This window comes from Gilliamella sp. Fer4-1, from assembly GCF_001690515.1.
Classification (GTDB): Bacteria; Pseudomonadota; Gammaproteobacteria; order Enterobacterales; family Orbaceae; genus Gilliamella; species Gilliamella apicola_C.
On record NZ_LZGZ01000081.1, the window covers coordinates 12,889 to 29,135 of the forward strand.

The 16,247-nt window shown below is 35.7% G+C and carries 15 protein-coding genes; 12 read left to right on the forward strand and 3 right to left on the reverse strand.

The genetic code is table 11. The annotated features are described in order from the left end of the window. Positions 1 to 11: 11 nt before the first annotated feature. The 12 genes from A9G30_RS03080 (at position 12) to A9G30_RS03135 (ending at position 12,289) form a co-directional block, all read left to right on the forward strand. A complete protein-coding gene (locus A9G30_RS03080; protein WP_065588017.1) occupies positions 12 to 773 on the forward strand; it encodes a hypothetical protein in 762 nt (253 codons plus the stop codon). A 58-nt stretch (positions 774 to 831) separates the two neighbouring features. Next, positions 832 to 1,248 (forward strand): DUF6631 family protein, encoded by a 417-nt coding sequence (locus A9G30_RS03085; protein WP_065588018.1) that lies wholly within the window; start codon positions 832 to 834, stop codon positions 1,246 to 1,248. 211 nt (positions 1,249 to 1,459) lie between these two features. Beyond that, positions 1,460 to 4,609, forward strand: a complete 3,150-nt coding sequence (locus A9G30_RS03090) for a phage tail length tape measure family protein (RefSeq protein WP_065588019.1) — start codon at positions 1,460 to 1,462, stop codon at positions 4,607 to 4,609. After that, a complete protein-coding gene (locus A9G30_RS03095) occupies positions 4,609 to 5,796 on the forward strand; it encodes a hypothetical protein (protein WP_065588020.1) in 1,188 nt (395 codons plus the stop codon). The genes A9G30_RS03090 and A9G30_RS03095 overlap by 1 nt, the downstream gene beginning before the upstream one ends. Then, positions 5,777 to 6,583 carry a phage BR0599 family protein gene (locus A9G30_RS03100; protein ID WP_065588021.1) on the forward strand — a complete coding sequence of 269 codons (807 nt, stop codon included), beginning with the start codon at positions 5,777 to 5,779 and terminating at the stop codon, positions 6,581 to 6,583. Before A9G30_RS03095 ends, A9G30_RS03100 begins: the two co-directional genes overlap by 20 nt. A gap of 17 nt (positions 6,584 to 6,600) precedes the next feature. After that, entirely contained in the window at positions 6,601 to 6,834 is a 234-nt protein-coding gene (locus A9G30_RS03105; protein ID WP_065588022.1) for a hypothetical protein, read from the forward strand. 15 nt (positions 6,835 to 6,849) lie between these two features. Beyond that, positions 6,850 to 7,053 carry a hypothetical protein gene (locus tag A9G30_RS03110; protein ID WP_065588023.1) on the forward strand — a complete coding sequence of 68 codons (204 nt, stop codon included), beginning with the start codon at positions 6,850 to 6,852 and terminating at the stop codon, positions 7,051 to 7,053. Further along, entirely contained in the window at positions 7,046 to 9,469 is a 2,424-nt protein-coding gene (locus A9G30_RS03115; protein ID WP_065588024.1) for a phage tail protein, read from the forward strand. The genes A9G30_RS03110 and A9G30_RS03115 overlap by 8 nt, the downstream gene beginning before the upstream one ends. Continuing rightward, positions 9,469 to 10,257 (forward strand): hypothetical protein, encoded by a 789-nt coding sequence (locus tag A9G30_RS03120; RefSeq protein ID WP_065588025.1) that lies wholly within the window; start codon positions 9,469 to 9,471, stop codon positions 10,255 to 10,257. The genes A9G30_RS03115 and A9G30_RS03120 overlap by 1 nt, the downstream gene beginning before the upstream one ends. Before the next feature lie 12 nt (positions 10,258 to 10,269). Beyond that, positions 10,270 to 11,013 (forward strand): hypothetical protein, encoded by a 744-nt coding sequence (locus A9G30_RS03125; RefSeq protein WP_065588026.1) that lies wholly within the window; start codon positions 10,270 to 10,272, stop codon positions 11,011 to 11,013. Between the two features lie 15 nt (positions 11,014 to 11,028). After that, complete coding sequence (locus tag A9G30_RS03130; RefSeq protein ID WP_218057209.1) at positions 11,029 to 11,760, forward strand: hypothetical protein; 732 nt, start codon at positions 11,029 to 11,031, stop codon at positions 11,758 to 11,760. A 1-nt stretch (position 11,761) separates the two neighbouring features. Then, entirely contained in the window at positions 11,762 to 12,289 is a 528-nt protein-coding gene (locus A9G30_RS03135; protein ID WP_065588027.1) for a tail fiber assembly protein, read from the forward strand. Positions 12,290 to 12,769: 480 nt separating this feature from the next. On the opposite strand, the gene mmuM is transcribed toward A9G30_RS03135, so the two are convergent. The 3 genes from mmuM to A9G30_RS03150 form a co-directional block, all read right to left on the reverse strand. Further along, positions 12,770 to 13,711: a homocysteine S-methyltransferase gene (mmuM, locus tag A9G30_RS03140; RefSeq protein ID WP_065588028.1), complete on the reverse strand. Its 942-nt coding sequence runs from the start codon at positions 13,709 to 13,711 to the stop codon at positions 12,770 to 12,772. Next, entirely contained in the window at positions 13,701 to 15,101 is a 1,401-nt protein-coding gene (mmuP, locus tag A9G30_RS03145; protein WP_065588029.1) for an S-methylmethionine permease, read from the reverse strand. The genes mmuM and mmuP overlap by 11 nt, the downstream gene beginning before the upstream one ends. An 89-nt stretch (positions 15,102 to 15,190) precedes the next feature. After that, positions 15,191 to 16,247 (reverse strand): DUF945 family protein (locus A9G30_RS03150; RefSeq protein WP_141671963.1); only part of this gene is annotated, 1,057 nt, incomplete at its 5' end.

Here is a 16,247-nt window from a genome sequence, read left to right on the forward strand (position 1 = left end):
AGGAGAAAGATATGTCAGATTTATTAATGAGTCTTCAGGGTACGATTAATCTCGCTACTCGTGATACTGCAAGTTTACCAGCCCGCCCTGGTGCATTTCGGCATGTGGGTACGGCTGATTCCTGTGAAATGGAACTAAGTGTTGAAACGGTAACACAAAATGAATCATATACAGGACAACGTCTACAAGTTGGTGAATTAACACTGGGTAAAAGTGGTACGTTAAATCTTACGTTAAAAGATTGGTCAATCGAAAACATTGCGTTAGCGCTTTATGGTGAAAAAATTACTGTTGATGCGGGTATTGTCACTGATGAAAAATTACCTGAAAGTCTGGTAATTGGTGACCGCATCAAATTAGCCCATCCATTTGTTGCCGATGTTGAGTTAAAAATTGCTGATGGAACCATATTAGTATTAGGTACGGATTATGAAATCGAATCAGCTCACGCAGGATTAATTAAATTATTAACTACAACGGCATTAACTGCAACGGTAGATTATTCATACGCTAAGACTGAAAGTTTGGGCATTTTTACCCGTCAACCGCCTGAGCGTTGGTTTATGCTCGATGGTATCAATACTGACAGAGAAAATGAACATGTAATTGTGGAGCTATTCCGCGTTAAATTTAATCCAATTTCTAACTTTTCATTACTACACAATGATGGATACGGTGAATTACCGTTAACTGCTACTGTTCTAGCAGATATGAGTCAAAACAAGGATAGTTCGCTTGGTTATTTTGGCTCATACGTTCAAAAAGCGAAATAAATTATTGTCTATGCGGTGATGTTTCACCGCTAACTTAATCAAGTTGTAGGTAAATAACATGGCAGAAAAAGTGACAGCAACAAAAGAAGAATCAAATGATTTAAACGCATTAATGCCGAATCGTGAAATCACGCTAGGAGGTGAAATAATTACAGTACGTGAATATTCATTTAAAGATGCACTAACAATCGGTAACGAAATTGACCAATTTGTTGCATTAATTGTGAATGAAATGAACGGTACAAACAAAATAACAATTGAGCAAGCGGACTCAATCATTATGAATAACCTAGAGCTAGTTTATTCATTAATCAGTACCTCTATTCAAAAACCGATTTCGTTTATTGAGGCGTTGTCATATGAAGATGGTTTGCAACTACTTGATTGGTGGTGGGTTGTTAACTCTCGTTTTTTTATGAACGCGGTAACTCGCAAAATCATTCGGCAAAACGCTACAAAACAGGCAAATCAGTAAGCTGGAGTGAGGTTTTTACTTTACTAATTAAAAATGGACATGATGCACAGCAGTTACCGCATTACACGCAACGTCAGTTACTGCTGTATTACGATGAATTAATTAAGCTACAAAACCGAGAACGAGCTAACCGAATTGAAGATATTTGTGTTGGCTTTAATGGTGGTAAACAAGTTACTAAGTTTGTAAAACAGTTACGCGGAGAGCAATAATGGCTAATAACGATATGAATATTGCAATGAAGTTCACTGCTGACGTGAATAGAGCAAAAGATAATATCAGTCAATTAAATGCTGAGCTGAAAGAGTCAGCAAATGTTGCTCAAGATGCTAACAAAAAAAGTGCCAAAAGCATGAGAGATGTTTATATGGCACAAACTGAAGCAATGAACCGTGGTGCGCAAGCTACCGCTGCTGCCGAACAGCAAGCTAAAGCACAGAGTATTGCAGCTAAAGCAGCTGAAGCACATAAAAAAGAAGTTGAAAAACTGCGCCAAGGTTTAGATAAATTACTTGCTAGCATTGATCCAGCGACAAAAGGTCTAAGTCGTTTAGATGAATTAGAAAGCAAGTTAAGAAAATCCAAAAAAGCGGGAGTAATTGATAGTGATACGTTTGATGATTATTTATCAAAAATCAGTAATCAACGTGCTGCATTATCAACTGTTGAGTCACTAAATGATGGAACAAAAAGATTAGAGTTGAATACTAAAAGCGCCCACCGAACATTTTTTATGATGTCCAAGCAGCTTGCAACTGGTAATTTTAATGGCATTGGTAACTCATTATTTTCAATTGCAAATATGACAGGTAAATTACCTCCATTATTTAGTGCAGCTACATTGTCGGTTGGTGCGTTTATTGGTGTTATCTATGGAGTGACTAAGGTCATCAGTCAATTAAATGATGAACAAAATCGTTTCAATAAAGCACTAATCGCAACGGGTAATTATGCTGGAACTACCAGTAGTAGATTAAATGAGATCTCAAATAAAATTGGTAAAATTAATGGCGATTACAAAGATGTTAATAAAATCATTGTTGATTTAACCAATACAGGGTCGTTATCAGTACGTTCAATTGAAAATATTGCTACAGCATCAGCGCATTTGATGGCATTGACAGGACAGAGTGCTGAAGATTCGATTAAAATTTTTGATGGGATGAAAAATAGTGTAGCTGATTGGGCTATGGAAACCTCACGTCAATATAATTGGCTAGATTTAGCGACATACCAACACATTGCAGCATTAGAAGCACAAGGTAATACTGAAGAAGCAATAGCGATTGCAACAACAAAATTTTCAGAAGTAATGGAGCAGCGAGTAAATGATATGCAAGATCATTTAACTGGACTAGGCGCAGCTTGGAAGCGATTTACAAAAGAAGTTAGTAATTTTGGTCAAAATTTAAAAACAGATCTGAAAATTAATATGGGCATGGCAACCCTTGATGAAAAAATTGCTAAGTTACAAGAAAACAAAAAATATAACAGTAAAATAACTCCAGATGGTTTTGCTGTCCCATGGACATCTCTCGATGAAGAGGAGTTGCAATATTTATTAGCACAAAAAAAAGCAATCGAAGAAAAAGCCGAAATTGAAAATAAAGAAAACAAAGTAAAAAAAGAAGCTACAAAAGCCCAAAAAGAACTTGACGAGCTTCATAAACAAAATGCAACTGATGCCGAAAAACAAGCCAAGGCGGTTGATGATTTACGTAAAAAATATGAAGCGCTGTGGGCTGATGAAAAGGGTCGTAAAGATTTGCAAGCACAGGGCGTTACTTCAAGTGACGGAAAATCATTTGCTGGTGGTCAATATGATAAAGATGTTAAAAATATTACTGATAAAGGTATTCTTGAATACAATAAAGGGGTTGAAAAATCACTAAAACTGACAACAGAACTGCAACGTGTGATGCATGAAATCAATGAAGGACAGTATAAAAATGCATCACAAGCAGAAAAAGACCGAGCCATTGCACTAGCGAAACAAGTTGACGCTAAAAATGCAGCAAAACATAACAAAAAAACTGATTTTTCATTAACAAATGACAAAACCAATCTAGCGTTGCAGCAACAATTAAATGAACTATTACTTGGTACAAAAGCTAGTGATGACACAGTTGAGCAATGGTATAACAACTTATTAGCACAATTTAAAAAAACGGGTAACAGAGAAGGTATCGACTTAATCGACCGACTTTTACCACTCAAAAAAGCTGAAGCAAATTTAAATGAAATTACAACAAAAATTCAGCAAGCACAATCACGTCAATCAACAAAAGAACAATCGTTACAAGCACAAGTTACAGCAGGTTTAATTACACAAGTTGAAGCCCAAAGCCAGTTCGTTGATTTGCATAAACAAACAGCTCAAGAGCTAGCCGAGTATTTACCTACACTGCAAGCCATGACTGAATTACCGGGCCAAGCTGGCGAAAATGCACAAAAAGCATTAGCAACATTACAACTACAAATTGCAGAGCTAAATAAAACTACTGATGCATTAACCAATGCATTTAAAAACGGCTTGCAAAGCGGTATCCAAGGTAGTCTTGATTCTTTAGCAAAAGGTACTTTTGAATTAAAAGACGCACTACAAAACCTAGCGCAGAGCATTTTGTCGTCGATGGCACAAGTGGCGACAAACGGTTTAGCAGATATGGCAATGAATGGACTATCAAATCTAGGTAGTTCGTTGTTTGGCTCTGCCACTGATGCAGCTGTTGATAATGCCAGTGCTGCTGCTTCTGCAGGGCTGATGGAAACAGCAATTGCAACAAGTAGCGCGACTGGCGCTGGATTGATGGGTGAGTCAATATCGATGTCGGCAGGTATTGGCGCCGAGACTATTTCAGCATCAATGATTACCGCAGGTACAGCAGCAGGTGAAATTATTAGCGCGGCAATGATTACTGCGGCAAGTGCAAATGCCGGAAGTTCAGCCATGGGTGCTGCCGCAGTAGCGGCGGCGACTGGTGGTTATATAACTGGTGCTGGCACTTCAACATCTGACTCTATCCCAGCAAAATTATCTAACGGTGAATATGTTGTTAAAGCTGCCTCAGTTAAAAAATATGGTGTTGACTATTTACATGCGATTAATACTGGGCGATTGCATCGTTACGCCAGCGGCGGTTTAGTTTCTAATGTTAGCAGGCCAACAGCACCCAATTTATATGATGAAAACGCATCAAAAGCAACTAACCAAGCACAATCGGCACCGGTTATTCAACAAACTTTGGTTTTAGATAGCGGTGAAATGATGAAGTCAGGTATTAGTTCTGTTGCTGGCTCTCGTGCGATGATGACGTGGATCAGAGCGAATTCACAAACGCTAAAACAGGAGTTGTCATAATGAAAAAATTTTTATGGCAAGCTGATCCAGATTGGACTAATGGCATAACTGAAATACTGGAATGGAAAACCGATATTTTACAATCATACAGTGGTGCAGAACAACGCATTGCTCGACGATTATCACCACGTCGGACGTTTGAATTTTCTATTTTAATTAATGGTAATGAACGTGCACGATTTGAAAACCGATTAGCCTTCGTTGGGGGTAATTCTTGGTATTTTCCTATTTATACTGATGTTACCTATCTGAATGATGATGTAAATACAGGTGCTATAGTTCTGCCGTGCAGCACGGTAGGTCGTGATTTTGTAGTCGGTAATAAAGTACTAATTAAAAGTGAGATTAACAATGTTAATCAAACAGCATTACTTGAAGTCGCAGCGATAAGCACAGATTCAATCACATTAGTTAATCCAGTTAAATCAAATTTTTTGGCCGGTGTATGTATTTATCCTACTCGATTGGCTGTATTAACCGATACCCCAGAATTGACTCGATATAATGATGATTTATTAAGTGCGCAAATTCGTTTTCGAATTACTGAGCATAATGCATTTAGTAACAATATTTCATTTTTACCCATTTATCGCCATTTTCCTGTGTTAACTATACAACCAGATTGGTTTGAATCGTTAAAAGGCCGATATGAGCGATTTTTATTAGAACTAGATAATGGCTCAAGTATTCCAAGTCGATTAGATACTGCAAAATTGCCCTTTTTTGTTCAGGAATTTAGATGGTTTATAACGGAACGAGTTGAGCAAATGCAATTACGACAATTGTTTTATTATCTAAATGGTTGTCAAAAAAATATTTGGGTTTCAAGTCAAGCAAGTGATTTTAATGTTCTAGCTGTTGATAGTCGAGTTCTTGAAGTTGAAAACACGGGATTTAATGAAATTGGATTAATGTCTGGTCGAAAAGATTTAGTTATCACGTTATGTAATGGCAATGAGCTATATCGTCGTATTGAACTTGTCGCTATCGTTTCTGATGAAATTGAGCGTTTATTGCTCAATGAATCAATCAATGCAAATGCTGAAGATATTTTGTCAGTCTCATTTTTAACACTGTGTAGATTAGATTCCGATTCTGTCAGCTGGAAACATGTAACCGATGCCGATGGACTAGCTAATATAACTTGTAGTTTTAGAGGAGTACGCGATGAGTTGGAATCAATTTGAGTATTCAACAAATAACGGTAAACCATTAACGTTATATGAATTTATTCGTAATGAACAAAAATATTATCGCTATACCAATGCTGATAGAAATATTGATTTTAATGGTGTGATGTGGATAAGTGAAGTAATCAGTAATACAGGACTCAGTATAGGCACCGGTAATAGCCTAGAAATTACATTGCCGTCAACGTCGGACGTAGTTCGTTTATTTCGTGGCGTACCGCCAACCAAACCCGTTGTAATCAAAATGTATCAGTTACACGAAAATAATAATGAATTTAAAGTTATCTGGGTCGGAAAAATCCAAGAAGTTAAACGTGAATCAATTGAAAAAGCAAAGTTAATTACGGCAAGTGTCGCAAGTTCGTTTGAACGAAGCGGTTTAAGACTAACTTATGGCCGTTCGTGCCCCTATGCCCTTTATGACCACAATTGCCGGATTCAACAAGAAAATTACAAAGTCAGAAATATAGAAATTATTGCTCTTGATGGAGCAAATATTACTGTAAATCTACCGAATATTGCATCAGGTTATTTTTCTGGTGGATATATGGAATTTTACATTGATGGGATTAAAGAACTACGCGGATTAAAAGCGCATGTTAATAATGTGATAGGTATTTTAGGGGGGACTCAAGGTTTACATAAAGGTATGCATATTAACTTGTATCCAGGATGTGACAAAACAATCAAAACCTGTAATGAAAAATTTAATAACCATTTGAATTATGGTGGGCAGCCGCACATTCCAGGTATTTCACCGTTCACAATCGTCAAACTGTTTTAATTTGGAGGAATTTTATTATGTGGTGGGCTGTTGCTAAATTTGTTGCTGTTATTGTTGCCAGTTATGTGATTGCACGTGTTACAGCGAAACAACCAAAAAGTAATCGTCCTACAGCTGCAACTGAAGATGATTGGAATATGCCCATTCCAGACGAAGGTACTCCGCAGTGCGTTTTTTTTGGTGACTGTTGGACATCTGACTGGTTCGTACTGGGTTATGGTAACTATCGTTATAGTGCAATTCGTAAGTAATTTGGAGTGTCAATTATGAAAATAACAATGGAGCATATTCGTGCTGGTGGTGGCTGTGCCGGAGGATTACGTGAGTTTTTTAAACGCTATAACTTGGATTTAAATGCGTTTATTCGTGATGGATATATTGATTCAGAAATAGTTTTAAAAACAGGTGATGCATTAGCGCTACATATTGTCAATATTGCAAAATCTCGGGAGTTAGAAAAAAATGGGTAGTAGTTCAAGCAGTAAAGTTACAGTTGGATACAGATACTATTGGGATTTATTCTGTGGTTTAGGCCGTGGTCCTATTAATTCTATTGTTGCAATCACTGCAGATAAAAAAATTGTGTGGCTCGGCGCTGAAAGTGAAGCTACTGCATCGTGCACGATTAACATTAATAAACCAAATCTTTTTGGTGGTGAAGACACTGGTGGTGAGGGAGGCATTGAAGGAAACCTTGAAATAATGATGGGTGAACAAAATCAAATCCCATCAAATAGTTTAAACCGTATTTTAAAAGGGTTGATTCCTGGATTTCGGGGGATGGTTACAACGTTTTATTCTGGCTTAATTAGTTGTTACAGTGCATCGCCAAAACCATGGTCTTATCGAGTTCGGCGTACGGCGAAAGGCTGGGATAAAGGCAATGTTTGGTATCCTGAAAAATGCACCATTGTATTACGTGATGACTTGTCAGAAATAATAGGCATTGAAAGTGAGATTGAAAGCCGCTATGGTCCAATACATAAAAAGAAGAAGAATAAAAACAAATATCCCTTTATAAATAAAAATAAAGACAAAAGCCCTGAACAAATTGAACAAGAAAAAAGAAAACAAGAGGAAGAAAAACGACGAGAAGAAGAAAGGCAACGGAAAATAGCTGCATTGAATAAAGAGCTGAATCATAATATTCGAAATATTCATGCAATGAATCCTGCTCATATTTTATTCGAATGCGCTACAAATCGAGATTGGGGAAGAGGATTAAGTTGGGATGAAATCGATATTGACAGTTTTAAAAAAGCGGCAGATACACTATTTAATGAAAAGTTTGGTTTATGTTTTCGATACAATCGACAAGATCAACTGCAAACATTTATACAGCAAATTTTAGATCATATTGGTGCTGCTCAATATGCTGATTTATCAACCGGAAAATTAACATTAAAGCTAATTCGTAACGACTATGATCCAGAAAAATTACCATCATTTAATTATGATAACGGTATTTTATCAGTACAAGATGATGATTCAGCGAGTAATGATGCGACATATAATGAAATAGTTGTTACATATAGTAATCCTGTTACCCATGAGGATGGAACTGTTCGTGCTCAAAATCTAGCATCAATTCAACAAGTTGGTTTAATTAGCAATTCAGTTGAATATAAAGCTGTGCCAACCCAAGAACTGGCCGCTCGCGTGGCTGAGCGAGATCTTGAAATGAATGCAGCAGGTATTACACGTTTAATTATTAAATTTGATAGACGTGGTGGCATATTGGAACCCGCATCGTGTTTTCGTGTATCGTTGCCTGACCGTGATATTGAAAATATGATTCTCCGAGTTGGAAAAATAGAAGAACAAAGTGATGGCTCGTTATTAATAACCGGTGTGCAAGATGTTTTTAGTTTGTCATCTACATCGTATAGTGCATCACAACAAAATAGTGAATGGGTTGAGCAAGATAACTCAATTCATGCTGTAAACGACATTAAACTGATTGAATTACCGTATGCATTATTAGCAGCAGCATTGAGTGCTGCCGATTTAGACTATGTAACACCAATTTCAGGATATATTGGTGTTACAGCATTAGCTCCCACGCAATCATCAATTAATTATATATTACAATCTCAATCAGCTGGCTCTGCAATTAATGAAAATCGCAGTGATTGGACTCCATTTGCAAAATTAACTGATGATATTGATAAACTTGAAACACAGTTTGAAATCAAAATTGATTCAGATTATCAACCAATGATTGGCGAAGGTCTTCTGGTTGATGATGAGTTCATGCGCATTGATGAAATTGATTTTGAAACAAATATGATAAAAGTTGGGCGCGGCTGTGTTGATTCATTACCCCAAAAACACCTATCAAACTCAATAATATATTTCTATGAGAACTCCTTGGCAACTGATCATATTGAGTATGTTAATGGTGAAACCGTTGGCGTCAAATTACTCACGCAAACTAATGCAGGTATATTAAATGATGATATTGCACCTATTAATAAAATAGTAATGTTACATAGGCAAATCCGTCCATATTTACCCGGAAATATCAAAGTTAATGACTCATTATATCCAGATGTAATTGAACAATCTGATACGTATATCATAAGTTTTTCACATCGCGATCGCATTTTGCAGGCAGAACGTTTGGTTGATTGTGTTTCAGATAATATAGGACCAGAACTAGGTACTGAATATATAATTGAAATTGCTGATTATTATACAAAAGAAATTCTATGGAAATTTAATACCACTGATACATTCATATTATTACCGTATTCATCTCAAGAAGATTATGTTTATGATGATTTGCACATTTTAACTTTATATAGCATTCGAGATGGTTATGAATCATTACAAAAATTTGTAACAACACTGCCTGAAGGTCATATCACTGTGGAGAGTAAATAATGTCTAATGAAAGTGAATATTACTACGGTCAAGGTAAAGTGTTTTTAACGCATAAAAAAAGGGATCATCAATGGCGATGGATCGGAGATGTATCATCACTAAAAATTAATTTTGAATTTGAAGAACAATATAGTAAACGCAGTATTGGGGGGCGCTTAGTTAATAGCAAAAGATTTATTACGTTTACGGGCGGTAATGTTACTGCAACATGGTTTGATCGTTCACTGGAAAATCTGAAATTATTATTACGCGGAGAGTCTGTATCACATCAACAAAGTTGGGCTGAAGAAGAGTTCAGAAATATAAAATCAGGTATGACAATCTATTTACAACATCAAAATATAAGAGATGTTTTTATCGAAAATTTAAATGAACATGTTGACTATATTGTTGATTGTAAAGCTGGCTCAATTTTATTTATAACAAAACCAAAATTTTCACGAATTTTAGTTGAATATGATTACTCAGGATTAAGCGGTATTAGTATTTTAAACAATGAACCATTAGATTTAGCATTGCGTTATGAAGGAAAAAATATAGTTGATGATAAAACAATAAATATTGAGCTTTTCCGATTATCACTAGATCCCATAGAATTTATCAGCTTGATTGATGATAAATCAGAATTTTCAAATATTGAAACTACATTACAACTATTACCTGATTTATCAAAAAATCCGAAATCCGATTTTGGCCAATTTGGCAGAATAATACAGTTTAATGATTTTAACGACATCTTATACGATGATGAAATTGCATATGATGAACGATACGAATTTGCATATTAGAGGGCGTAAATAATGGAACATTTAATTGAAGAAGTAAAATGGGAAGATAATGTATATCTCATTCAGCGAAAAGATCGTGTCGGGGGTGGTGTGCGGGGTATAGCAAACAAACCTCATTATGAACTTGCTAACAGAACACAATATTTAAAAAGAACAGTCGACACAATTAATACTGCATTAGAGTTTACATTATCTGCATCTGAAGATAATTCAAATTTTGATGCTAAATGTAATCGTATCGAAAATTTAAAAAAACCAGAAAACAAAAATGATGCTGTTAATAAGGAATATGTTGACGGCAATGACGAAAAACTACAAAAACAAGTAAATGAGCTAATCGAAGCCAAGATAGGCTATGAGTCAATTGGTAACTTCAATGATGGATGTACTATAAATACAAGAAATGAAATTGTTTATGATGAACAAACAAAAAAATATTATGCATGGGCAGGTAATTTACCTCATCACGTTTTACCTGAAACTAATGTGACTGATGAAATGAACAACGGAAAGCCGTGGCTAGTCATTGAAAATTCAAACGAGTTTATAGCAAAAATTGAGAGCATTAAACAAATAGCACAAAGTGTAGCTACACAATTCTATGGTTTTAAAAAAGATGGTGCAAAATTGATTTTAGAAACAGCAGGAAATATAGATAACAACATATTAAATATTGAGAACTTTTTAGAATGGGTGATTGCTCCTGGCGGCTGTGAATTTACTGTTAACAATAAAAACTTACTGATGGTTATATAAAAAAGAGAGGTAAAAATGGCGACAATAAACTTAGGTAACATCAGATTTAACTGGTGTGGAACATACAACAGTTCAACAACATATACAAAAGATGACGTTGTTGGTTTTGACGGCTCTGCATTTATCGCAAAAAAAACTGTAAAAAATATCAATCCTAACAGTAATGAATTTTGGGACTTGATGATTGCTGGAGCTGAAAAACCATACATTGTTGGTGAACAAAAGCTAATGGCATTCAGAGCATCAGAACTACCGCATGGCTGGTATTTCCGAAATGGTGATAACTATTTACTCGATTCACCACAAGGTCGAGCGTTAAATAGTTTATCTGCAAACTACAAAGAAGATTACAAAATCACAATCAAAGTAATTAACGGTCAACAATATATCAATGTCCCAACCGCGTTTTCGGATGACGGTAGAGGTTTTTTTGAGCGTGCAGTTAATGGAACTAGCAGGCAAGTTGGTAGCATTGAAAATGATGCAATTCGTAATATCTGGGGACAACTTTATAATGTCATGCAATGGCGTGGAACTGTTGGAGTTGGCGTTTTTCATGTTGGTGAACCGAATACTGCTGGATCGGGATTAAATAACAGACACTCGAATGCAGCCACATATGCTACTGATTCTGATTTTCCGGAACGAACTATAACATTTGACGCATCACGCGTAGCACCTGTTACTAGTGACGACAACAGACCTTTAAATATCGGTATGACACCCGCAATCTATCTTGGAGTTTAATATGATTAATTATTATTTTGATAACACAAATGAGCTAAAACCGTTTACTCATGAACTCGAAGCTAACGATAATACGCTACCGCCTGATAATGCGTTGCGCGTAGAACCAAAATTCAAAGACGGATATTGGCCATGTGAAAAAAACGGCGAGTGGGTTTTAGTTGAGGACCATCGAGAAAAAACAGTATACAACATTGAAACAAAAGCACCCGTTAAGATTGATTATCTGGGTGAGGTTAGAGATGGTTTTACTGAGTTAGAACCATTCGATTTTTGTAAGTGGGATGGCACAAAATGGGTATTGGATAATGATACTAAAAATGAAAGCATTATCAAAAATAATCAATCATTGAAAAACACATTACTCAATGAAGCAAATGAGAAAATATCAATACTACTCGACGCTATTGATTTAGATATGGCTGAAGATGGTGATGAAGAAAAATTAAAAAATTGGAAAAAATATAGAATTCTGTTAACTCGTATCGACACATCAGATATAAATGTAATTTTCCCAACAAAACCGTAAAATGTAATTTATTTTCAAATATAGAAACATGCGACGTGGTTAATTATCAATTGATTTAAACAATAATTATCACACGCCGCATCAGTTACAAAACAATAAAATATGGCTTTAAAAGTCTGGTTAAAGTTGAGAAAACGATAGAAGCGCGTCTAAAACAGCAAGCAAAGCGTTACAACAAATTTAAATACTCCAAACTTAGTACACAATTCACGTAGAAAATTAAGCTACTTATTTGTAATAGCCTTTATTTAATCTGACGGACACCCAATAAAAACGGGTAACTGTCAGATTAGGTTTGAGCTAGTACAAATTATAATCTTTCAATTTATCTCATTTTATACTTTATAATACTTATTTCTCCTGCCTAAAATATTACAAAAACAAACGCATTCTCCTTTTATTATTTATTCAAAAAATGTTCAGAAAATACATTGATTTTATTAGTTTTTTGTTTTTAAAATCTCGATTTTTTGATAAAAATCAATCTCCCTTTAATAACGCTACAATTTGCTTAATATCACTCGGTGTTGTTTGACAACAACCACCAATTAATTTAGCCCCTAATTTTATCCAAGTCGGTAATTGATTGCTAAATGTACAATTATGTTGATGGTTTTTATGCCATTGTTTGGTAGTTGGATCGTATTGTTCGCCTGAATTTGGGTAGACTATTAGCGGTTTGGTGGAGAGTTTATTTAGTACCTCTAATGTTGGGGTGACGTTTTCTAATGCAATACAGTTAATGCCAATACTGACAATTTGCTCGATATTGTTTAAGTAGTTGATAACTTGTGATAATGGTGTGCCATCACTAAGGTGCTCTGAATCTTTTAGCGTTAATGAAAACCAACATGCCATTGTCGGGAATTGTGCGATAAGCGTAGTTAATGCTTTGATTTCTGCAAATGAAGGTAGGGTTTCACAAGCAAGAATATCAACTCCCGCTTCAATCAATGCTTGAATTCTGTCTTGATGAAAAGCAATAAAAGCCTCTTTATCAAGATGATAATTGCCTGTGTATTCTGATCCATTGGCAAGATATGCGCCGTAAGGTCCCACTGATCCGGCTATTAGTAAGGGTTTGTTTTGTTTGGTATCCGTTAAATACTGTTGTTTGGCTTGTTTTGCAAGTTCAACGCTGGTTTTAATTAGTTTGATAGATTCATCAAACGCAATGCCTTTTTGGGAAAACCCTAATGGTGTAGCTTGATAGCTGGCGGTGATGGCGCAATCAGCACCAGCTTTAAAATAATCATAATGGACTTGGCGGATTAATTCTGGTTTTTCAATTAATATTTTTGCCGACCATAAACTATCGTTAAGATCGCATCCGCGGCGCTGTAGTTCGCTAGCCAGCGCGCCATCAATAATAATGTGTTTTTTTTGCTTTAAGAGCGAGTGAATTAAATTATTATTGGTCATATTTTGCCACTCGCTTTTGGTAGGTTTGGGTAAAGTGGTGGGCAATAAAGCAAACAATCACAAATGGAATACCACAATAAAGTGCTATGCGTTGTTGAGGATCGAAAGCTAAGCCAATGCAGGCAATCAAACATAAAATAAAGCCTAAAATTGGCACAAGTGGGTAAAATGGTGCTTTATATTTTAGTGCGTTTTGTTCGGTTGTAGATAGTTGCTTTCTAAAAAAGTAATGCGAAGCGCAAATGCTTAACCAAACAGCAACAACGGCAAAGCCAGCAATAGCTGTTAATGCCACAAATACGGTATCAGGAGCGATAACGCTTGTGAGTAATGCAAGTAATCCTCCTAACATACTCATTGTGATAGCAAATGCAGGAATACCATCTTTGGTCAGTTTGCTAAAGCATTTGGGTAATGTTCCTTGATTGGATAGCGACCATAGCATACGTCCAGATGCATAAAGGCCTGAATTAGCAGCAGATAAAATTGCAGTTAAAATCACAAAGTTAAGCATATCAGCAGCATAAGGCAGACCAATGTTTTCAAAAACAGTGACAAAAGGGCTTTTTATCACGCCTGCTTGTTCCATTGGTAAAAGAGCAGCAAGAACAAAGATTGTGCCAATAAAGAATATAATAAGCCGTAAAATAGTAGTTTTAATAGCTAATGGGATGGTTTTTTCTGGTTGTTGGGTTTCGCCTGCTGCAATGCCTATTAATTCAGTACCTGAAAAGGCAAAATTGACTGATACCATCGTTATAATAATCGGGGTGATGCCGTTAGGAAACCAACCATTATCGGTAATATTGTGCAAAAATGGGGCTGGTATATTGTCTTTCATTGGGATAATGCCAAAAATGGCTACTGCACCAGCAATAATAAAAATGACAATAGTAAGTACTTTGATAATTGAAAACCAAAATTCACTTTCAGCAAAAAATTGTGCAGTTATAATGTTTAATACAAAGATCACAATGCAAAATATTAAACACCAAATCCAGACTGAAACAGAAGGGAACCAGTATTGCATACATAAGCCTGCTGCAGTTAGGCTTGAGCCCAGTGCAACTGTCCAAGTTAGCCAATATAGCCACGCAACAGTATAACCTGTGCCTGGGCTAATAAAACGTGATGCATAAGTGTGAAAAGCGCCTGTTTCGGGCATGGCAACCGCTAGCTCTCCAAGGCATAACATAACTAAATAAACCACTAGTGCGCCAATTAAATAAGCAATAATTGTGCCGATAGCACCAGCGGTTGCAATAATATATCCAGTATTAAAAAATAAACCAGTACCAATCACACCACCGAGTGATAGCATAATTAAATGCCTAGTTTTCATGGTTCGCTTGAACTGGTTTTCATTTGATGCGTTGACCTGAGTGTTCATAAGAATGTTTTATTCGGTTAGTTTAAATCACATTCCGCCAATAAAACTGGCGGAATAATTAGGAAGTTAATTGAATTTATATTGGTAATTTATTGAAGACTATTTAAAAATGCTTTTTTAGTCATTGTCTTATCATTTACCTTGACGTTGTCAAGGGCACGAGAATATTCAATGTCGGTGAATATACCTTGTTTACCGTCTTTACTGAAATTAACTATTGGTGAATTATATAAAAACATTTTGCTCATCATGACTAGATTCGAGCTTGCTTTATTAATTTGTTCTGGTGTGACGTTATCGGTATTTGGATGTTCTATTTGTGCTGAAATACGTCCTAATACATCAAATGGTGCGCTAAGCTGTAGTTTTAGGCGATCTATTTTATCAACATTATTATTATTATTTTCTAATGCATCTTTGCCTATATCTTTTACATCCATCACAAAATTGAAATTGATATCTCCAGCCGCGTTGTGCCAATTAAATTTGTTTAGTGAAAATTTTGTATGAACTGGGCGACTGCTATCAATAATTTCATCAAAGTCTTCAAGGCTAAATTGATCAGAAAATAGATCTTTATCGGCACCTTGGAAATTAAAGTCTAATGATACTTTTCCTAGATTTTGTTGTCCCCACAGAATTGAATCTATGCTACTAAATAATGAACCATCTACGGTATTAGCATTATTTAATGTGCTTTTTTGGTTTACAATCATGTTATTGATTACTACCGATTGAACTTTTGAAAATGAAGCGGTAGCAAAGGTGAATGCTAATTTATCGACGCTACTTTGTGTATCACCATTTTGGTTTTTGTAGTTAAAATTACCTTTTGATTGGAAATTATCAATATTAACCGTACTTTTTGTTATGCCATCTAGCGTGTATTTAGCATGTCCAATATTAAATTGGTATTCAAAGTCTTCTAGTGTATTAAGTGGTTTTAGCGATACATTAACATCTTTCAAACTATAATTATTATCATCTGAAATGTAATCTAATTTATCCAATTGCACTTTAGCTTTTACGTCGGTAGCATCTGCATAGCTACTAAAGGTGTAACTCCCATTACTCACATTGAGTATGCCATCATTGATGGAGGGTATTTCGCTTTGTGTGGCTTGAATTGCTTTATTGGCTAATTTT